This window comes from Bacillus sp. RAR_M1_44, assembly GCF_020165935.1.
GTDB classification, from domain to species: domain Bacteria; phylum Bacillota; class Bacilli; order Bacillales; family Bacillaceae; genus Bacillus; species Bacillus altitudinis.
On the sequence record NZ_JAIUKX010000003.1, the window covers coordinates 443574 to 462320 of the forward strand.

Sequence of the window (18747 nt, forward strand, 5' to 3'; positions counted from 1 at the left end):
TTTTCCCTTCAAATATACTTGTTCATTTTTCGAAAGAAAGTGGATGAAAGCGAAGTATACTAAATGTTAGAAAGAGGAACGACCACATCACTGATATAATAAAACAAGAGGTGGATCAAATGATGATGACCGACGAACAAAAACACGAATTTTATCAAGCACTTGTTGATAAAAATCCACAATATGACGGCACGTTTTTTGCTGGTATTAAAACAACCGGCATCTTCTGCCATGCCACGTGCACTGCTAGAAAACCAAAATATGAGAACTGCGAGTTTTTCTTTACAGCAGAGGAGGCACTGCTTGCAGGGTATCGGCCGTGTAAGCGATGCACGCCTTTAACATATCCTAACAGCATTCCAGAAGAAGTCAAAACACTTGTATCAGCAGTTGAAGAGAGTCCTGAGAAACGGTGGAAAGAAGAAGATTTTCGCCAATTAGGGATTCACTCTGCAACAGCTCGGAGAAAATTCAAAGAAATCTATGGAATGACCTTTGTTCAATATGCTAGATCACGCCGAATGGGGCTAGCGTTTAAAGAGATTCTGAACGGAAAAAAAGTCATTGATCAGCAAGTCACCTTCGGTTATGAGTCTTCCAGTGCCTTCAATGATGCCTTTACGAAAATCATGGGAAATCCTCCCAAAAAGGCGCAAGTCAATATTTTGCATGCGAATTTTATTTCCACTCCGATTGGGCGGATGATGAGCATTTCAGATGCAACCCATGTGTATTTGCTTGAATTTATGGACAGACGAGGATTAGAAAGAGAAATTGAGAACATCAGAAAAAAACATCATGCCCGTATTTTAGTTGGAGAAACAAACGTCCATCAGCAATTAGCAAAGGAATTGGCCTTATATTTTGAAAAGAAACTCACGCAGTTTACTGTGCCACTTGCAATACATGGCACCCCTTTTCAGAAAAAGGTATGGGATCTTCTCTTACAGATTCCGTCAGGCGAAACGAGATCGTATCGAGATCTTGCCATCATGCTTGGCGATCCCCATTTGGTTCGGGCAGTTGGAAATGCAAATGGTGCCAATCAGTTGGCCATCATCATTCCTTGTCACCGAGTCATTCAAACAAACGGTGAACTTGGCGGATATGGCGGGGGAATCGAACGAAAGAAATATTTACTTCAGTTAGAACAAAAGAAAAAGCGGCTCTCCTTATGATTCAAGCGAGCCGCTTTTTCCGTCACGAGTAACACTGTAAACATCAATCATTTGATCCCATTTTGAAATGGTTTTTTCTTTTTTCATCCCCATTTTCATTGCGACCTTGACTGACGCTTCATTGTCAGGGCGAATTAAGCTGACCATTCGCCTCACCTTCATATCGTCAAAACCATACGCAAGACAGCCTTTTGCAGCCTCAACAGCATATCCTTTTCCCCATGCCGATCTCTTTAGCATATAGCCAATTTCAAGCTCTGTTTGTCCTTCGACATTTTGGAGAACAATTCCGCTTTGTCCAAGTGGTTCTTTCGTTTCTTTTTCTTCAATGATCCACAGGGATGTATGGTACGTGCGGTCATTCTTTTGATTCCAAGCAATCCACTCTTTTGTCTGCTTTTCATCCTTTAGTGAAGGATAATACTTCATGACCTCTTCATCTTGGAATAGCTTTTCATATAAAAAAGATGCATCGTGTTCATCCATTGTTCTCAGTCTGAGACGCTCTGTTTCGAGCACGATCCGTGTTTGATGTGTCATTTGTTATCCTCCTTGCTTACTTGCTAAAAATATCTCCGAACAACCCATTTGAATCTGGGGCAAAGTAATGGAACCCCGCACCCGTTAAACTAGCAGCTAATGCGGTCCACATGATTAAACTGACCGTCATCCACACAGTGACTTGTTTTCTTTTCGTACCGAAGCTCATACACATAAAAGCCGCTAAATGACTGCCAATGATAAAAGGACCGATAAGTGCCAAACCAGGGAGACCATACCGTTCCCAAACCTTTCTGGCTTTCAGCTGTTTTTTCTCTCCTTTTTCATCATGTTTCTCCTCTTTCCTCTTCAGCCACCACGCTTTAAATCGGTCCACGAAGACGATGAGTAGCAAGACGGTAAGAAAGTTGCCGACGAATCCAATAACTGCCGTTGTCACAGGATGCAGACCACTTAAAATCCCCAGCGGAACGACACCAACCACTTCAAAGAAAGGTAAAGCAGCCAATATAAAAACGAGTACATACCCCCATACAATATCCAATTACAGAACCCCTTTTCATTTTTGTCCTCTTCTCATTGTAAAGAAAAATGTGATCCCATATCTACATTTTTTTAGAAAAAGAAAAGCACATCGCAAGAGATGTGCTCCAGATTGTTGACAAAGGGCTAAAATGAACTTTATTTTAGCCCTTTGTCTTCTTTTCAGCGTGATAGAAAACCTTTGCAGCCCTAGGAAGGACGAGTACTGGCGCGGAGCGAATTTGACATTCGTGAGCACCAGCACGCAGGACTGACAAAGAATGCGAGGGTTTGTCTACACGCTGAAGCACATCGCAAATGATGTGCTCTATTTACATTAAATGTTCATTTTTCTTGTTTGTTTTCCGTAAAAAAGCGATTGTGAGCAAGACTAAAATCACAATGGATACCAGACTTGTGAAAAGAAGCATGAGAGGTGATGTCCATCCAAGCCATTCGAATAGGAGTTGCGGTCCAAAGAAGATCACCGGAATGAGCGACACCATATTGGCTTTTAAAATGGCATTTAATAAGACAATACACAGCAGTAACAGAAGAATGACGCCCCATCTTTGGCTCGAGGTCAGCACAAGTAAAGGAGTACCAAGTTTTTGGTCCAATAATTTCACTGTGATCAAGGCTGTCATCTGAAAAACACCTAATATCCAAAAGTAAAAGAATGCCCTCCTGCTTGTTTGAAAGGCAGAAGCCCTAAACATCACAATGGTCATGATCACATTGGCCACTATGATGAGCGGATAACCAATGAGTGCATACCAAGAATACGATAAACTTTGACTGATGGCATCTGCTAACATCATGTAAAAAAGAGATCCAATTAAAAAAGCACTGACAAACGGAACCCAGTCTTTATGATTTCTAGAAAGCTCTTTCGCCAGCTCATCAGCAAAGCCCCGTGGATCTCCGCCAAATACATCTTCCCCTGTTTTCCCATCTTTCTCAGCTTCGACAGCATGTGTCGTTAATTCATCCATCACCTCGTCGATCTCGTCCTGATTTTTCCCTTTTGATATAAGATAGAGTTGCAGCTCTAATAAGATGTGTCTCGTTTCTTTTGTTACCATCTTCTCACTTCCCTTTATGTAATAATCGCTCTACATTCTCTGACAGCTCTTTCCATCGCATGATAAAATCTGTCAGCGCTTCTTCGCCTCTTTGTGTGAGCGTATAGTATTTCCTTTTCGGTCCGCTCGCCGATGCTTTTGTGGACGTATGAACCAGCTGTTCTTTTTGCATACGCAGCAAGATCGGATAAATACTTCCTTCACTAATCTGATCAAATCCATAGTGCGCAAGCTTCTTTGTCATTTCATATCCATAAATTTCACCTTCAGAAATAATCGACAGTAGGCATCCCTCTAAAATTCCTTTTAGCATTTGTGTTGATTGCGTCATCATCAATCCTCCGCTTTCAGTACCTTGCATGACAAGATAGTTTGATCTTACCACACACTATCTTGCCATGCAAGATACCGACATAGAAAAAAATCACCGCTTAAAGGGTGATTTTTACGCCCAAGGCTTATCCGTCCCAAGTGCGTCAGCCAAAGCTTTACTATGCTTTCGGCGGCTTTTTCTTTCCTCTGCCCGCTGCTTCGCTGTTTGATGAAGCATGATTTCTTCCTCTGTTTCCGGCATGACTTGTGGAACTCGTTTTGGCTTCCCGTTTTCATCAAGCGAGACAAATGTAAGAAATGAAGTTGCTGCGAGTCTGCGCTCTCCAGACATCAAGTTTTCTTTAATGACTTTGACGAATACTTCCATAGAAGATGTGCCGACCCATGTCACATAAGATTCTAAGCAGACGGACTCTTTCTGTCCAATCGGCTCTAAAAAATCAACTGAATCCATTGATGCGGTGACTGTTTCACTACGGCTGTGTCTTGCTGCCGAAATGGAAGCAATGTCATCTATATAACTCATTAATTTCCCGCCAAATAACGTTTGGTGGTTATTCGTATCGAGGGGGAATACCCTGCTGGTTTTCACAACTTTCGATTCCTTGCAGTATTTGAAATTTTCTTCACTCATCGTCATAGCTCCTTCTTGCTGTTTTCGTTGATGCGGAACGACTTTTATTAAACACTATTCTATTAGGTTTGTCTAAACTTTTTGCTTTAGTCTCTCATGAGAGATTTTCTTTCGGAAATGTTTCAACATTTACTAGAAGGAGGAATAATATAACTATCGATAAACAAGGAGGCCCTTTGATGGATTCTATGAAATCAGAGAAAGTGTATAAAACGCCGCAATGTATGAGTGAATATGATGAGTTACAAGAAGTCCTCTTATGCAGTCCAATTTATATGGAAATTAAACAGATCATCAATGAAACCCAAAAGCATTTTGCAAGAGAAAATATTTCTCAAATCAAAGCCCTCACGCAGCATAAGCAATTCATCCAAACGCTGAAAAACCATCATGTCCGGCCTGTCCTTCTTCCAGCAAATGAACGTTTCCCTGAACAAGTCTTCACTCGGGATATTGGATTTACAATTGGACAGACTTTATTTGTTTCAAACATGGCAGCCCCTGTCAGACAAGGAGAAGAACATTCCTTAAAAGAATGGGCACAGACAAAAGGATGGACAACCATCACGCTGGATGATGGAACGATTGAAGGCGGCGATGTGCTTATAGACCAAACCCGTGTATTTGTGGGGATCAGCAAAAGAACAAATCTAGCCGCCATCCAGCAGCTCAAAAAAGAACTGCCGAATCACGACATCATTCCTATTCATCTTCCTTCTCACATTTTGCATCTTGATTGTGTGATGAATATTCTTTCTCATCATGAGATATTGATTTACCCTGAAGCTTTTACGGAAAAGGATCTTCATATGCTCAAAAAGCATTATGATCTCATTGAAATAAGTGAGCAAGAGCAGTTCACACTTGGACCAAATGTGTTGTCCATTGGACAGAAAAAAGTCATCAGCTTACCAATCAACCAAGAAACAAATGCTGCATTAACAGCCCACGGCTACACCGTCATTGAAGTAGATTTTTCAGAAATCATTAAATCCGGCGGCTCTTTTAGATGCTGTACATTACCTATTAGGCGTTCATAAAAGCCAAAAAGCCAGCTTGTCTACTCGCTGGCTTTTTAAATGCTTACCTTCTTCCCTCTATCTATTTCCTATCATATAAATGACAAGCCACTTCATGCCCTTCTTCGACTGCTTGTAATACTGGCTTTTTGTCCGCACATACATCCATTGCAGCAGGACATCTTGTCCGAAATACGCAGCCGCTTGGCGGATTCACTGGACTTGGAATTTCTCCTTTTAAAATAAACCGCTTGCGTTTATCTTCCACATCAGGATCTGGAATCGGGATAGCAGACAGCAATGCTTGTGTATATGGATGAAGCGGTGTTTTATATAAAGCATCACTGCTAGTCATCTCCACGAGATGTCCTAAGTACATGACACCGATTCGATCGCTAATATATTTAACCATCGATAAATCATGGGCAATAAATAAAAACGTCAATCCTTCTTCTTTTTGCAGTTTTTTCAGCAAATTCACGACCTGAGCTTGAACGGATACATCTAGTGCAGAAATCGGCTCATCTGCCACGATAAACTTTGGCGATAAGGCGAGTGCTCTAGCAATCCCTATTCTTTGCCTCTGACCTCCGCTGAATTCGTGAGGATAGCGTGTAGCAAAATCATGACTTAGCCCCACCGCTTCAAGCAGTTCCTTCACGCGCTCGAGCCTTTTCTTTTGACTGCCATACAATTGGTGGATCTCCATCGGTTCTAGCATAATATCTTTTACAGAGAGCCTAGGATTTAAAGAAGAATACGGATCTTGAAACACCATTTGAATTTGCCTATTGAAATCAAATGATTCTCGGTTCGATAAGTGATGGAGACTTTTCCCTTCATACAAAGCTTCCCCTTCTGTCGGGTCATAAAGCCGCATGAGCACTTTTCCAAGTGTAGATTTCCCGCAGCCTGACTCACCAACAAGACCAAAGGTTTCGCCTTGTTTCAGCTGAAAGGTGACACCATCTAATGCTTTTAACGTTCTTCCTTTCGATAGATGAAAATGCTTTTTTAAGTTGTTGACTTGCAGAAGTGGTTCACTTCCCATCACATCTCCCCCTCTCAGCTTTCAAATACCGCCTTGTTCCTGCCCATTCCTGTTCATATGAAGTACCAGAAAGAGAAAGGAGTTCAATCTGTCTGCCCGTTTTAGGCGAGTGAAGCATCATGCCATCTCCAGCATACATCCCTACATGGCGAACTGCTCCCTTCCCATTGTCATTGGCAAAAAACATGAGATCACCTGGCGCCAAATGGTTTGATGCGACTGGAGTTCCTTGAACTGCTTGGTCACTTGCGTCTCTCGGTAATAAACATCCACATGCTTTGTACATGCTGTAAACAAAACCCGAACAGTCGTAGCCATAGCTGCTCATGCCGCCCCACAAATATGACAGTCCAATAAATTGTTTTCCTATGGCTAAGGCATCCTTACCGCTCATAGAAGAAGGTGATGAAGCACGGCGCACATCTTCTTTTTTGATTTCTCTTCTTCCTACTGGAGTTAGAACATCAAAGGAATCGCTCATTTCTTCAACAAGTGCTAGTTCTGTTAAAAAACTAACCTCCATATCCGGTGTTCCGTTTTGATATAAAACCGCTTTTTTCTGACAAACAATCAAGGGACTAGCAGCTGGTTCACTCTCTGATACTTCATTTAATTGCTCTACAGGGATATAACCTGGGTAGCCTTGCGGGTGTTTCCGGCTTGCCTGCTGCGGGATGACAACTTTCATCCAGCCATCTGTTTCCTCCAGCCCAATGACTCGTTCGCCAAGCAGTACTTGGGTTTGAATAAGATTTTCTTCACATAAGGCCAATTTCTGTTCATATGTTTGCTCATCAATCCATTCTTTGATCTGGACGGAACTTTGAAGAACGTGTCGATCTATTTCTCTCGGCGACTGCGGTGCTGTCCATATATTTGCGACTGGAACCTTTGATTCATATAACATCATAAGACCCCTTTCACTCTTTGAATGCCTAACCCATGATGCGGCGGAAAGAGAATATCTTTTCCTTGATAGATAATTCCTCCGTCTATTAAGTCCTCTTTGAGCATAAGCGGCGCATCAAAATCGTAACGGGTAATATTCGGTTGGCTTGCAGCAAGATGAGCGGCTGCGGTAATCCCTAGTTTTGATTCGATCATACTGCCAACCATGCACTTGACGCCGTATGCTTCTGCTAAACTATTGATTTTCAGCGCTTTTTTGATACCGCCTGTTTTCATTAATTTTAAGTTGATGAGATCACAGCTTCTCGTTTCTAACACCTTGATGGCATCATGGAGGCTAAAAATACTTTCATCTGCCATAATCAATGTGTCTGTTGCTTCCGTCACCCGGCGCAGACCCTCGATGTCTTCTTTAGGCACTGGCTGCTCGACTAGTTCAATATCGAGTGCCTCCATTTTTCGAATGGCGACAATCGCTTCCTTCCATGTCCAGCCTTGGTTGGCGTCAAGCCTGATTTGAATATCCGGCCCGACTTTTTCTCGAATCCGTTTGATCCGCTGAATATCCGTATCTATATCATCTTTTCCCACTTTGATCTTTAAGGTACGAAAGCCTTCAGCTGCATATTGCTTCGCATCCTCTGCCATTTCTAGCGGACGGTTGACACTAACCGTGTAATCCGTTTCCAGCTGATTACGATAACCACCAAGATATTGATAAAGCGGCAGGCCAGCCTGCTTCGCTAAACCATCGTAAATCGCCATATCTATTGCAGCCTTTGCACTCGTGTTGCCTACAAGTACACGGTCGATCGCTGAAAAGATTTGTTCATATTGTGACAATGAGGCCCCAATCAAGATCGGCCTCATCACAGCGCAAATAGCATAGTCGATGCTTTCCAGTGTTTCACCTGTAATGACCGATGTCGGCACTGCCTCTCCATAGCTGACATCACCTTGATCATAGGTGATGATCACAATAAGAGATGCGGCGTCATACACCGTTCTTAATGCTGTTTTGAAAGGCTTCTTTAGCGGTACACTCGTTCTGCATGTGCGAACATCTACGATTTTCATTTGATCGCCTCTTTCGCTGCAACACCTGGGGAAATATGCAGTTTTTTCCCTGTAGCATCTAATGTAGCCTGCACGCCGATTGGAACGGCGAAGTTTGGAGATGAATGACCGATCCGAAAACCGCCAAGTGCAGGTTTCTGTTGCGGGACAATATACGTCTCCCATAACTGATCCAGCGTTAACGACTGCTCTTTCTTTTTCGGCTCACATTGATGAAAATCACCAATGATAAATCCCGCCGCATCATGTAATTTTCCTGCAGAGGCTAGGTGCTGCATCATTCGATCGATTTTATATGGTTCTTCGTCAATATCTTCTATTAATAAAAGCTTCCCCTTTGTATCAATTTCAAAAGGTGTACCAAGTGTCGTGACGATAAGGGCAAGATTTCCTCCGGTGATTTCGCCTGAAGCCGTGCCATGATAAAAAGTGTGAAGAGGTGACAGGTGGTTCGTATACGAAAAGGCTTTTGGAGTGAATAGCTGTAAAAAGGTATCCTTTGTATACGGATGAACCTCTTCAAGTCCCACATCAGAGGAGAGCATTGGACCATGAAAGGTGACAAGACCCGTCTGCTGCTGAATGGCTGTATGTAAAAATGTAATATCACTGTATCCCCAAAAGATTTTTGGGTTCCGGCGAATGAGGTCATAATCAATGGCTTCTGCAATTCTTCCTGTTCCGTATCCTCCGCAAGCACAAATCACTGCCTTCACATCTGGATCTTGAAACATGTGATGAATATCTTCCACTCGTTCATGATCATGAGCTGCTAAATAACCATACCGGGAGACGATATACTTCCCCTTTTTCACCTTTAGCCCTAAGCTTTCTAAAAAAGAAATACCTCTTGCTAATTTCAGCTCATCAGGCGGGCTTGCTGGTGCAATGATTCCCACTGTATCTCCTGTTTGAAGTGCCACTGGCAGCTGGTTCATGCCAATCCCCTCTTTCTCTTCGTTTCTTTCAATCTATGGGCATCTTCTTCATAACATGAACGAATAAAGGAACAGACGCTTTTTTCAAAGCGTCCCAGATTGTTGACAAAGGGTTAAAATGAACTTTATTTTAACCCTTTGTCTTCTTTTCAGCGTGATAGAAAACCTTTGCAGCCCTAGGAAGGACGAGCATCGGCGCGGAGCGAATTTGACATTCGTGAGCACCGAAGCGCAGGACTGACACCGAATGCGAGGGTTTGTCTACACGCTGAGACGCTTTTTTCAAAGCGTCCCGTTCTCTCATTTTTCCATTTACTCTCCATCTACCTGCGCCCATTTCAAATCAATGTAACCAACAGGATGACGGACAATGCCCTTTACGCCTTCTTTTTGTAAATAGACTTGGTTATAAAAATGAATGGGAATGATCGGTGCTTCTTCCATGAGAAGTGCCTCGGCATCATGCAGCATACGATTTCTCTTTTGTTCATCTGCTTCTTGACTCGCCTTTTTGATCAGCTGGTCATACGTATCATTTGACCAACCTGTCCGGTTCATCGCATTTCCTGTTTGGAAGCTCTCTAAGAAATTGATTGGGTCTGCATAGTCAGCTAGAAATGAACTTTGCGAGAATTGGAATTTGAGTGCCTTTTGATCTTCTGCAAACACATTTGCTTCCATGTTGGCAAGCTTCACATCTACCCCTAGCGCTTCTTTTAATTGCTGCTGAATGGCTTCTGCTTTTTTCTTATTTTCAGGCTTTGTACTATATGTTAATGTGACGGGCGGCAGCTTTGAATAGTTCTCTTCTTTCAACCCTTTTTCTAATAGTTTTACGGCTTCACTCGTATCATGTTTGACAAGGTCGCCGCCAGCTTCTCTGAAATCTTCACCCTTTGAATCTAAAATTCCTGGTGAAACGAAGGCACGTGCTGGCTTCTCTTCATTTTTCGTTACATACTCTACAATATCCTGAGGATTGATCGCCATTTGAAAGGCTTTGCGAATGTTCTTATTTTGAAAAGGCTCCATGTTGACATTTAGACGATAAAAAAACAGCCCTGCTTGATCTTCAATTTGCACATCTTTGCTTTTTAACAGGTCTTCACTTTGTTCTGCCGGAACGAAGGCCGTATCTAAATCTCCTGATTGATACATTTGGTAATCTGTGTTTCGATCACTGATCATGAGCCATTTCACTTGATCCAGCTTGACCGTTTGTTTGTCCCAATACGTGTCACTTTTTTCCATTGTAAAGCTTTCATCATGCTTCCACTCTGTCAGCTTAAACGGTCCATTACCGACAAAGGTTTTCGCATCCTTGGCCCAGTTCGGGTCCTTCTCCGCTACCTTCTCATTCACCGGGAAAAAGGCAGGGTTTGCGGTCATATTTAAGAAAGATTTCTGCGGGTATGCTAGCTTGACCTCTAGCGTTTGATCATTAACAGCCTTGACTTTTACATCTTCTTTCTTCCCTTTTCCGCTGTTAAACGCTTCGCCCCCTTCAATCATATAAGCTAAGAATGCCGCAGAAGAGCCCGTCTTTGGATCTAGCAGCCGCTTCCACGCATATTCAAAGTCACTTGCTTTGACTGGGTCACCATTTGACCACTTAATCCCATCCCTTAAATGGAACGTGTACGTTTTTCCGTCCTTTGAAATGTCCCATTTTTCCGCCATGGCAGCAGATGGTTCGTGCTTCTCATTCAGTCTCGTTAATCCTTCCATTAAGTTATTGAGCCCTTGCCAGGACACATTATTAAAACCAATGGGCGGATCAAATGATGTCGGTTCGTTTTCGTTATTTAATGTCAAAACTTTCTCATCGCCCTTGCTTGAAGATCCTTTGCCTGCTTGCTCATTGGCTGTACATCCTGCAAGCAGCATCACTGCGATAAAGCACATACTGAGAATCCAACCTGTTTTTCTCATGAAAAACTCCCCCTTTGTGTTGAAGATAAAACCGTTTGCTTCGCTCGTTCATCTTGAAGCCAGCAATGTACTGCATGTGTAGGTGAACGCTGCGTTTCATGCGGCATGATATGATCACACACTTTCATCGCAGACGGGCATCGATCAGTATATGGACATCCTTTTGGCGGGGCAAATAAATCAGGCGGGCTTCCTTCAATAGGAATGAGCTCATCTTTCATATCCAGCCTTGGAACGGATTGCAGTAGCCCTTTTGTATAGGGATGCTGCGGACTGTAAAAGATATCTCGCCTTGTCCCAACTTCAACGATTTTCCCCCCGTACATGACAGCCACTCGATCAGCGACTTGTGCTACGACCCCTAGGTCATGTGTGATTAAAATAATCGTCACGCCTGTTTTTTTCTGAATCTCTTTAAATAGTTCTAAAATCTGCGCCTGTATGGTGACATCTAGTGCAGTTGTCGGTTCATCTGCAATCAGCACCTTCGGCTCACAAATAAGAGCCATTGCAATCATGAGCCGCTGCCTCATGCCACCGCTGAATTGATGCGGATATTGCTTCAGCCTCTCTTTCGGCTGCGGTATCCCCACCAAGTCAAGCATACGAAGCGCCTCTTCTTTCACTTCTTTTTTTGTCAGCTTCTGATGCACTTTTGCAGCTTCCATCAGCTGATCTCCAATTGTCAGCGTCGGGTTGAGTGCCGTCATAGGATCTTGAAAAATCATGGAGATATCGACACCACGTATGCTGCGCATGTCTTTTTCAGATAATGACAGCAAGTTGCGATCACGAAACCAAATTTCCCCTTGATCAACTTGTGCACTGTATGCAGGGAGAAGCCGCATGATACTTTGAGACGTCACACTTTTCCCGCAGCCTGATTCTCCTACAATGGCGAGGGTTTCTTTTTCATACACATCCACATTCACCCCGCGTACCGCTTGAACAGAACCGCCATATGTCCGAAAGCTAACATGCAGATCGATAATCCGAAGCATTTTTCTCATAGCGCCATCACCTCTTCATCTTTGGATCAAGCGCATCTTGCAAGCCATCACCTAAATTATTAAAACAAAACATCGTCAGCGAAATAAAAAATGCCGGAAAGAATAAACGCCACCAGTGACCATTATCTGACAGCACTGTCGGCAAGGCATCATTGGCCATCACACCCCAGCTTGCAAACGGCGCTTGAATCCCTAAACCGAGAAAACTTAAGAATGCTTCAGCAAAAATCGCTGTCGGTACAGTTAGCGTCATCTGGACAATAATCGGTCCCATCGTATTCGGCAGTAAATTTCTGCGGATGATGCGCAAACTTTTTGCGCCAAAGGTTTTCGAGGCAAGGACATATTCTTGGCTTTTCAGCTGAAGGACTTGACCTCTCACGATTCTTGCCATCCCGATCCACCCTGTGACAGTGAGCGCCACAATAATAGTGACAAGCCCAGGCCCCATCAGGACCATCAATAAAATGACGACGAGTAAATACGGCAGACCGTAAAGCACCTCGACGATCCGCATCATGACATGGTCATACTTCCCGCCTTTATAGCCTGCAATACCGCCATAGATGACACCGATTGCAAAATCAATGAGAGCGGCCATCACGCCCACAAATAATGAAATGCGTGCGCCGTACCAAGTACGTGTAAACACATCACGTCCAAGTTCATCTGTTCCAAACCAGTGAGCAGCTGACGGTGGCAAGTTTTGCATGGAAAGCCGCTGTTCTATCACACTATTCGGTGCAAGGAGTGGGCCTAATATAGCCATGACGAAAAGAAAAATCAGCACCGATAAACTAAACATAGCGAGTTTATTTTGTTTTAACCGTCGCCAAGTATCTGCCCAATACGAAAGTGAAGGTCTTTTAATGGCATGGACTTCAGATGTCTTTTGTTCTTTAGGCGCAAACCATTCATCTGGCACTTCATGCGCTTGATTCATTTGATCATGCTGAAGGTGTATACTCATGCCTTTCCTCCTTTCTGATGCAGCTGGATCCTTGGATCAAGCAGACGATATGTCACATCTACAATGAAAAGAAGGGTAATTAAGATGATGCTGTAAAAAACAGTGGTTCCCATGATGACAGGATAGTCACGGTTGTTAATACTCTCGACAAAGTATTTTCCCATTCCAGGGATCGCAAAGATTTTTTCAATGACAAAACTGCCTGTTAAAATACTTGCGACAAGTGTGCCGAGGATCGTGACGACAGGTAAAAGTGCATTCCGCAGGGCATGTTTAAACACAATTTTATAAGGGGAAAGTCCTTTCGCTTTTGCAGTTCGAATATAGTCCTGCGACAGCACTTCAATCATGCTCGATCTCGTTAATCGGGCAATGATCGCCATTGGACCTACCGCCAGTGCAATGGTAGGAAGCACCATATGCATTGGACTTGTCCACATCGCTGTAGGAAAGAGTTTTACATTCACAGCAAGCTGCTGAATTAATAAGGTAGCAAAGATAAAGTTTGGTATGGATATACCGAAAACAGCAATCGTCATGGCGATATAATCAATCAAGCCATTATGCCGGAGGGCAGCCATGATTCCGAGCAAGATGCCGGAGATGACAGCAATCAAAATAGAGATAAGACCAAGTTCTAATGAGACTGGAAAACCTCTCGCCAATAAATCATTGACACTTTCAGAAGGCTTTTTAATGGAAGGACCAAAATCAAAAGTAACGATGGATTTTAAATAGATCATGTATTGAACATAGAGTGGTTCGTCTAAGTGATAGTAGCTTTCGAGGTTTCGCTGAACAGTTTCGTTTGTATTTCGTTCTTCATTGAAGGGCGATCCTGGGATGACCTTCATTAAAATAAACGTTAAAGTTGTGATGGTTAAAATCGTGGCAATCATGGCAATCAAACGCTTGAGCAAAAAGCTGGCCATCTGCTGTCTCCCCCTCGCTTAACAAAATGTTGTACGTGCGGCAAGCTCTGTCATGACAAGCATCGCTTGGTAGGCTTCTAATATATTCTCTGCTTGGTACGTCACCGTTGTTGTCCCTTCAATGATGGCCGTACCCGGCATTAAATTCGCCCATTCAGCTTGTCCATAATTGGCAAACTCGATTTTCAGCACTGGCTGCTCAGGAGGCGTGAGCGGCTTCATTTGATGAATTTGTTTCATGGCAGCTTCCACTTGCTGCGAGATGAGGGTGCTCACTTTCGCTGGTGTTAAGCATTTCACAGCAGATCTTGAAATGGTTTCTTTCACCGCCACTGTTTTCACGCCAGGCATTAACTTTTCTGCTTCAAGTGCCGCTTGATCGTCTCCGCATACAAGAATGACCGGAACACCATAATAGCCTGCGACATACGCATTAAAGCCCATTTCACCAATCGGATGATCATTTATGTAAAAATGTCTGACACCAAAAATCATACTGTGAGACATCACACCTTTCATTGATGCCCTTGCATGATAGCCTAAAAAAACAGCGGCATCATACGTTTGATCTAATCCTTGAACCATTGAATAAGGCTTTACATCACCTGATATGAGAGATGCTTCCTCATGCAATTCTTCAATCAACAGATTATTCATTTTAGAATGGCTATCATTCACTAAAATATCGGTCGCCCCATGTGTAAGAAGAGCTTCTACACAGGCGTTCACTTCACCTGTCATGATTTTTCTCCCGCGCTCATAATTGTGCTGGCGGCTATCAACAAATGTATGATCAGCTAGACCAGTAATTCCCTCCATATCGACTGATAAATAGAGCTTCATCCCCATCCCCCTTTAATTAAACTTAAAATTTGTGTATATTTTTCTAAATTTTCTAAAAAATTATATGAGAACTTGATTGATTTTTCAATACAATGTCTGAAAATAAGGAAATTAGACTCAGGTAATACAGGTCAAAAGCATTGATGCGAAAGGATTTATTTTACAGAAAAAACACCACTAGCTATGTCTTTAGTGGTGTTTGTCTGCTTCATCGATTTGCGATTTTAGCTGCGCATATTTTTTCATCGTTTGTGTAAACAAGTCATCGAACATTTGCGGTGCCTGCTGCTGAATGACTGCAGCGCCTTCTCCTGTAATCCCGCCTTTTGTTGCGACCCTGTTCACCGTTTCAGCAAATGTCAGTCCGCGTTCAACAAGAACCTGACCTGTACCGAGCAGCGCATATGTTAAAAATTCATAGGCTTCTTCTAAAGAAAGCTCACTATTCCGAACAGCGGCTCTCGCCATTTCTTCAAAGATTGCTGCAATAAAGCCCGGAGAAGAGCTTGTCAAATTACTCGCCGCATCAAACCGGTCCTCTTCCACTTCCCTGACGATACTAAAAGCTGAAAGCAGGCGGTGGAGTCGTTCTTGCGCCTCCTGCCCAGCGGTTTCACCATGCGCCACAAGGGATACACCCGTTCCTACGGCTGATGTCAAAGTGGGAATGTATCTAGAAACCGGCTGATTCGTATGTTGCATTAATTTGTCTAACGTGACAGCCGCTGCCACTGATACGATATGAAGAGATGTCTTTGCGGGGCTCAGCTGATCTAAGACATCAAGTACAGCAAGCGGTGGTACACAAACAAACACGACATCACATGATGCAGAGATGTCATCTAAAGAGCAAATGTTGACATGCTGGTTCTTCTCTTTCAGCTGTTGCAGCCGCTCCGTTTCACTTCTTGTATGGATCATAAACTGACTGGCATGAAGTACTCCTTTATCCAGCCATTTTTGTACCATCATATCTGCCATGCTTCCATATCCAATGATTCCAATAGTCTCCACAGTTTAATCTCCTCTATTTTGCTTAGATTCACTACTTATTTTAACAATTTCCCACAATGTTTTCATTTTTATCCCACACTTTTTTCTTACGATAAAGTCAGTATCCACCACATACAGTCAAACATCTTGAACACATACATGTAAAAATCGATGAAAGAGAGTGATCTTAATGACACAACACAAAGATGAAAAACACACTTCTTATGAATTACAAACTATTGAACAGCCGAAAAAAACACAGAAGAAGCCAAGTGGCTGGCTGAAGCCATTTGTCAGCGGGATTGTAGGCGGTACGTTAGCGTTAGGTGTTTACGTTCTGACTCCATATGCTCAGCATTCAGAAAATCATTCAACTGATTCGTCAACGAAAACAGCCGCTGTATCGACAAATGATACAAGTACAAATTCGTCAAAAACAACAGCGTCACAAACATCGAATTCGACCAGCAGTATTTCAAGTATGGTCGAAAACGTATCACCAGCCATCGTCGGCATTACAAACTATCAAACACAAAGTCAAACAACCACAGATTTTGGCGATATGAACACACCTTTTGATGGATCACAGCAAAATCAAAACAGCAGTAGTCAAGAGCAAGAAAGCGGTACCGGATCAGGGGTTATTTTCAAAAAATCGGGCAGTAAAGCCTATGTATTAACAAACAACCATGTGATTGAAGGAGCAAGTAAATTAACAGTCTCCTTGCATAATGGCAAGACGGTGGAAGGAAAAGTAGTCGGCTCTGATCCGCTGACTGATCTTGCTGTCGTGGAAATTAGTAGCAGTGGCGTTACAAAAGTCGCTGAACTTGGAGACTCCTCATCCCTTCGTGCAGGAGAAACCGTCATCGCAATCGGAAACCCGCTTGGTGAAGATTTATCAAGAACAGTGACGCAAGGAATTGTCAGCGGTGTCGATCGAACAGTGTCTATGGATACATCAGCTGGCGAAAGCAGTATTAATGTCATTCAAACAGATGCCGCCATTAACCCCGGCAACAGCGGCGGGCCGCTGTTAACAACAGACGGAAAGGTTGTGGGGATCACCAGTATGAAAATTTCTGAAACAGGTGTGGAAGGTATCGGGTTTGCGCTCCCAATCAATGATGTCAAACCAATTGCAGAGCAGCTTCTCACAAAAGGAAAAATCGAACGACCTTATATCGGTATCAGCATGCTGGATCTCGAACAAGTACCAGATGCTTATCAGAAGGAAACGCTTGGACTGACAAGCAGTCAGCTGGATAAAGGCGTGTACGTAAAAGAAATCGCTGCTGGCTCACCTGCTGCCAAAGCTGGATTAAAGACAGAGGATGTCATCACCGCCATCAATGGTAAAAAAGTGACAACCGGCAGTGAATTACGTCACGAGCTTTACACGAATGCAAAAGTAGGAGATACCGTCAGCATCACACTCGTTCGTAATGGAACAGAAGAAACAAAACAAGTGACATTAACACAATCTGAATCAAAGCAAGTCAGCTCTTAACGAAAAAAGCAGCTCATAAAAATTGAGCTGCTTTTTTCATGTTCACTTGATTGGGACCAATCTTTGTTCAATTTCTGCTCGTTTGTGCTCTAAAAATGGTGGAAGTGCTAATTGATCACCAAGCTCATCCACGCTTTCATCCACTGTAAATCCCGGACCGTCTGTTGAGATTTCAAACAAAATGCCGTTTGGCTCTCTAAAATATAGGGCTTTGAAATAAAAACGTTCTACAACACCAGAGTTGGTGAAACCGGCTTTGGCTATTTTATCATGCCATTTTTCAAGCTCTTCTGCGTCCGCTACACGAAAAGCTACGTGATGAACACTCCCTCTGCCAGATCGCTCAACAGGTCCTTCTGCTTTTTCAATGACATGAATCTCTGTTCCAGCTCCGCCTTGTCCTGATTCAAAAATCGTCACGATTTCCCCATCATTTGATTGTTCACGTGCTTTTTCTGTGAAACCAAGGATGCTCGTTAACACACTGATCGTTTTATCTGCTTCTGCGACTGTTAATTCTACTGGCCCCAAACCTCTGATCGCAAAATCAGCAGGAATCTCATCATGCACTGGCGGCTTCGCTTCATCTTGCACGCTTGGTTCTACAGTCAAAAACAGCTGCTGTCCTTCTGGATCTGTAAATTTCAAGGCAGGTCTGCCGCCTCTTAAAGAAGCTGTTTCTTTCTTTACACCTTTTTCTTCAAAGCGCTTTTCCCAAAAAGTGAGTGCCTCTTCTGAAGTGACAATCAGACCTGTGCGTGAGATCGCATTTGTTCCGTCCAGCCGGCGGGCGAGCATCGGTATTTCAAAAAACGTCAGCTCTGTACCAGGTGAGGCGACCTCATCTCCATAAAATAGATGATACATCGATGGATCATCTTGATTGACTGTTTTTTTCACCAGTTTTAAGCCAAGGATTTGGCGGTAGAAATCAACGTTTTTCTGAGCATTTGCTGTTAGTGCTGATACGTGGTGAATCCCATTTATTTTCATTGTGTTCACTCCTATTATAAAATATCTCGAATTCAAGATAATATCCTTATGAATAAAATAGGTCATTTTAGAAGAAAAGTCAACCATTCGGCTGCATCTTTATTGGATGTTCGGTTTTCGCCTATTAAATTAACATTACATCAAAAATATTCTTATATCGTTCGCTTTTAAGATAACATTCATCCTAATATCTCCAATAAACGAACACTTTTAAATACAAATACGAAAATCAGAAAATTTTTTTAATTCTTGTTTTCCTAAAATCGTATTACAATGAACAAAATACATGTCACAGTAACGTATGAAAGTGATGCAGG

Annotated in this window: 19 protein-coding genes; 3 read left to right on the plus strand and 16 right to left on the minus strand. The window is 42.8% G+C overall.

Annotation, left to right across the window (positions count from 1 at the left end):
- The first annotated feature begins 119 nt into the window (after positions 1 to 119).
- The gene (locus LCD34_RS18170; protein WP_048002073.1) at positions 120 to 1178 is read left to right on the plus strand and encodes a bifunctional transcriptional activator/DNA repair enzyme AdaA; all 1059 of its coding nucleotides are present in this window, start codon (positions 120 to 122) and stop codon (positions 1176 to 1178) included.
- Here the strand turns inward: LCD34_RS18170 and LCD34_RS18175 are convergent.
- From LCD34_RS18175 to LCD34_RS18195, 5 genes are all read right to left on the minus strand, one after another.
- The gene (locus LCD34_RS18175) at positions 1173 to 1718 is read right to left on the minus strand and encodes a GNAT family N-acetyltransferase (RefSeq protein WP_048002074.1); all 546 of its coding nucleotides are present in this window, start codon (positions 1716 to 1718) and stop codon (positions 1173 to 1175) included. The two genes, LCD34_RS18170 and LCD34_RS18175, sit on opposite strands and share 6 nt — an antisense overlap.
- A 16-nt stretch (positions 1719 to 1734) precedes the next feature.
- On the minus strand, positions 1735 to 2223 hold the full coding sequence (locus tag LCD34_RS18180; protein ID WP_007498817.1) for a small multi-drug export protein: 489 nt from the start codon (positions 2221 to 2223) through the stop codon (positions 1735 to 1737).
- A gap of 310 nt (positions 2224 to 2533) precedes the next feature.
- Positions 2534 to 3286 carry an HAAS domain-containing protein gene (locus LCD34_RS18185; RefSeq protein WP_017359130.1) on the minus strand — a complete coding sequence of 251 codons (753 nt, stop codon included), beginning with the start codon at positions 3284 to 3286 and terminating at the stop codon, positions 2534 to 2536.
- 4 nt (positions 3287 to 3290) lie between these two features.
- Positions 3291 to 3617, minus strand: coding sequence for a PadR family transcriptional regulator (locus tag LCD34_RS18190; RefSeq protein WP_017359131.1), 327 nt, complete (start codon positions 3615 to 3617; stop codon positions 3291 to 3293).
- 114 nt (positions 3618 to 3731) lie between these two features.
- Positions 3732 to 4253: an acyl-CoA thioesterase gene (locus LCD34_RS18195; RefSeq protein ID WP_008346212.1), complete on the minus strand. Its 522-nt coding sequence runs from the start codon at positions 4251 to 4253 to the stop codon at positions 3732 to 3734.
- Between the two features lie 179 nt (positions 4254 to 4432).
- Here LCD34_RS18195 and LCD34_RS18200 point away from each other — a divergent pair, with 179 nt between their 5' ends.
- Positions 4433 to 5293, plus strand: coding sequence for a dimethylarginine dimethylaminohydrolase family protein (locus tag LCD34_RS18200; RefSeq protein ID WP_017359132.1), 861 nt, complete (start codon positions 4433 to 4435; stop codon positions 5291 to 5293).
- A gap of 61 nt (positions 5294 to 5354) precedes the next feature.
- Here the strand turns inward: LCD34_RS18200 and LCD34_RS18205 are convergent, their stop codons facing one another.
- The 10 genes from LCD34_RS18205 to proG all read right to left on the minus strand — a co-directional run bounded on the left by LCD34_RS18205 (position 5355) and on the right by proG (position 15948).
- Positions 5355 to 6323: an ABC transporter ATP-binding protein gene (locus LCD34_RS18205; RefSeq protein ID WP_008346217.1), complete on the minus strand. Its 969-nt coding sequence runs from the start codon at positions 6321 to 6323 to the stop codon at positions 5355 to 5357.
- A complete protein-coding gene (locus LCD34_RS18210; protein WP_224559808.1) occupies positions 6313 to 7230 on the minus strand; it encodes an NlpC/P60 family protein in 918 nt (305 codons plus the stop codon). Before LCD34_RS18210 ends, LCD34_RS18205 begins: the two co-directional genes overlap by 11 nt.
- Complete coding sequence (locus LCD34_RS18215) at positions 7230 to 8309, minus strand: dipeptide epimerase (protein ID WP_144678888.1); 1080 nt, start codon at positions 8307 to 8309, stop codon at positions 7230 to 7232. Before LCD34_RS18215 ends, LCD34_RS18210 begins: the two co-directional genes overlap by 1 nt.
- A complete protein-coding gene (locus LCD34_RS18220) occupies positions 8306 to 9247 on the minus strand; it encodes an LD-carboxypeptidase (RefSeq protein ID WP_017359135.1) in 942 nt (313 codons plus the stop codon). The genes LCD34_RS18215 and LCD34_RS18220 overlap by 4 nt, the downstream gene beginning before the upstream one ends.
- A gap of 312 nt (positions 9248 to 9559) precedes the next feature.
- On the minus strand, positions 9560 to 11179 hold the full coding sequence (locus LCD34_RS18225; protein WP_017359136.1) for a peptide ABC transporter substrate-binding protein: 1620 nt from the start codon (positions 11177 to 11179) through the stop codon (positions 9560 to 9562).
- The gene (locus LCD34_RS18230) at positions 11176 to 12189 is read right to left on the minus strand and encodes an ABC transporter ATP-binding protein (protein WP_008346229.1); all 1014 of its coding nucleotides are present in this window, start codon (positions 12187 to 12189) and stop codon (positions 11176 to 11178) included. The genes LCD34_RS18225 and LCD34_RS18230 overlap by 4 nt, the downstream gene beginning before the upstream one ends.
- 7 nt (positions 12190 to 12196) lie before the next feature.
- Complete coding sequence (locus LCD34_RS18235; RefSeq protein ID WP_224559809.1) at positions 12197 to 13159, minus strand: ABC transporter permease; 963 nt, start codon at positions 13157 to 13159, stop codon at positions 12197 to 12199.
- Positions 13156 to 14091: an ABC transporter permease gene (locus LCD34_RS18240; RefSeq protein ID WP_008346233.1), complete on the minus strand. Its 936-nt coding sequence runs from the start codon at positions 14089 to 14091 to the stop codon at positions 13156 to 13158. Before LCD34_RS18240 ends, LCD34_RS18235 begins: the two co-directional genes overlap by 4 nt.
- Before the next feature lie 18 nt (positions 14092 to 14109).
- Positions 14110 to 14934 carry a M55 family metallopeptidase gene (locus LCD34_RS18245; protein WP_008346235.1) on the minus strand — a complete coding sequence of 275 codons (825 nt, stop codon included), beginning with the start codon at positions 14932 to 14934 and terminating at the stop codon, positions 14110 to 14112.
- A 189-nt stretch (positions 14935 to 15123) separates the two neighbouring features.
- Positions 15124 to 15948 carry a pyrroline-5-carboxylate reductase ProG gene (gene proG, locus LCD34_RS18250; RefSeq protein WP_039963379.1) on the minus strand — a complete coding sequence of 275 codons (825 nt, stop codon included), beginning with the start codon at positions 15946 to 15948 and terminating at the stop codon, positions 15124 to 15126.
- 169 nt (positions 15949 to 16117) lie between these two features.
- Between proG and LCD34_RS18255 the strand changes: the two genes are divergently transcribed.
- Positions 16118 to 17437, plus strand: coding sequence for a S1C family serine protease (locus tag LCD34_RS18255; protein WP_224559810.1), 1320 nt, complete (start codon positions 16118 to 16120; stop codon positions 17435 to 17437).
- A 42-nt stretch (positions 17438 to 17479) separates the two neighbouring features.
- Here LCD34_RS18255 and LCD34_RS18260 read toward each other — a convergent pair whose 3' ends face one another.
- On the minus strand, positions 17480 to 18430 hold the full coding sequence (locus LCD34_RS18260; protein WP_017359141.1) for a ring-cleaving dioxygenase: 951 nt from the start codon (positions 18428 to 18430) through the stop codon (positions 17480 to 17482).
- Between the last annotated feature and the right edge of the window lie 317 nt (positions 18431 to 18747).

What these genes read in the sequence shown, in the direction of transcription:
- LCD34_RS18170 (WP_048002073.1), top strand. Translation starts at nt 120, where the DNA reads ATGATGATGACCGACGAACAAAAACACGAATTTTATCAAGCACTTGTT.
- LCD34_RS18175 (WP_048002074.1), bottom strand. Translation starts at nt 1,718, where the DNA reads ATGACACATCAAACACGGATCGTGCTCGAAACAGAGCGTCTCAGACTG.
- LCD34_RS18185 (WP_017359130.1), bottom strand. Translation starts at nt 3,286, where the DNA reads ATGGTAACAAAAGAAACGAGACACATCTTATTAGAGCTGCAACTCTAT.
- LCD34_RS18190 (WP_017359131.1), bottom strand. Translation starts at nt 3,617, where the DNA reads ATGACGCAATCAACACAAATGCTAAAAGGAATTTTAGAGGGATGCCTA.
- LCD34_RS18195 (WP_008346212.1), bottom strand. Translation starts at nt 4,253, where the DNA reads ATGAGTGAAGAAAATTTCAAATACTGCAAGGAATCGAAAGTTGTGAAA.
- LCD34_RS18200 (WP_017359132.1), top strand. Translation starts at nt 4,433, where the DNA reads ATGGATTCTATGAAATCAGAGAAAGTGTATAAAACGCCGCAATGTATG.
- LCD34_RS18205 (WP_008346217.1), bottom strand. Translation starts at nt 6,323, where the DNA reads ATGGGAAGTGAACCACTTCTGCAAGTCAACAACTTAAAAAAGCATTTT.
- LCD34_RS18210 (WP_224559808.1), bottom strand. Translation starts at nt 7,230, where the DNA reads ATGTTATATGAATCAAAGGTTCCAGTCGCAAATATATGGACAGCACCG.
- LCD34_RS18215 (WP_144678888.1), bottom strand. Translation starts at nt 8,309, where the DNA reads ATGAAAATCGTAGATGTTCGCACATGCAGAACGAGTGTACCGCTAAAG.
- LCD34_RS18220 (WP_017359135.1), bottom strand. Translation starts at nt 9,247, where the DNA reads ATGAACCAGCTGCCAGTGGCACTTCAAACAGGAGATACAGTGGGAATC.
- LCD34_RS18225 (WP_017359136.1), bottom strand. Translation starts at nt 11,179, where the DNA reads ATGAGAAAAACAGGTTGGATTCTCAGTATGTGCTTTATCGCAGTGATG.
- LCD34_RS18230 (WP_008346229.1), bottom strand. Translation starts at nt 12,189, where the DNA reads ATGAGAAAAATGCTTCGGATTATCGATCTGCATGTTAGCTTTCGGACA.
- LCD34_RS18235 (WP_224559809.1), bottom strand. Translation starts at nt 13,159, where the DNA reads ATGAGTATACACCTTCAGCATGATCAAATGAATCAAGCGCATGAAGTG.
- LCD34_RS18240 (WP_008346233.1), bottom strand. Translation starts at nt 14,091, where the DNA reads ATGGCCAGCTTTTTGCTCAAGCGTTTGATTGCCATGATTGCCACGATT.
- LCD34_RS18245 (WP_008346235.1), bottom strand. Translation starts at nt 14,934, where the DNA reads ATGAAGCTCTATTTATCAGTCGATATGGAGGGAATTACTGGTCTAGCT.
- LCD34_RS18255 (WP_224559810.1), top strand. Translation starts at nt 16,118, where the DNA reads ATGACACAACACAAAGATGAAAAACACACTTCTTATGAATTACAAACT.
- LCD34_RS18260 (WP_017359141.1), bottom strand. Translation starts at nt 18,430, where the DNA reads ATGAAAATAAATGGGATTCACCACGTATCAGCACTAACAGCAAATGCT.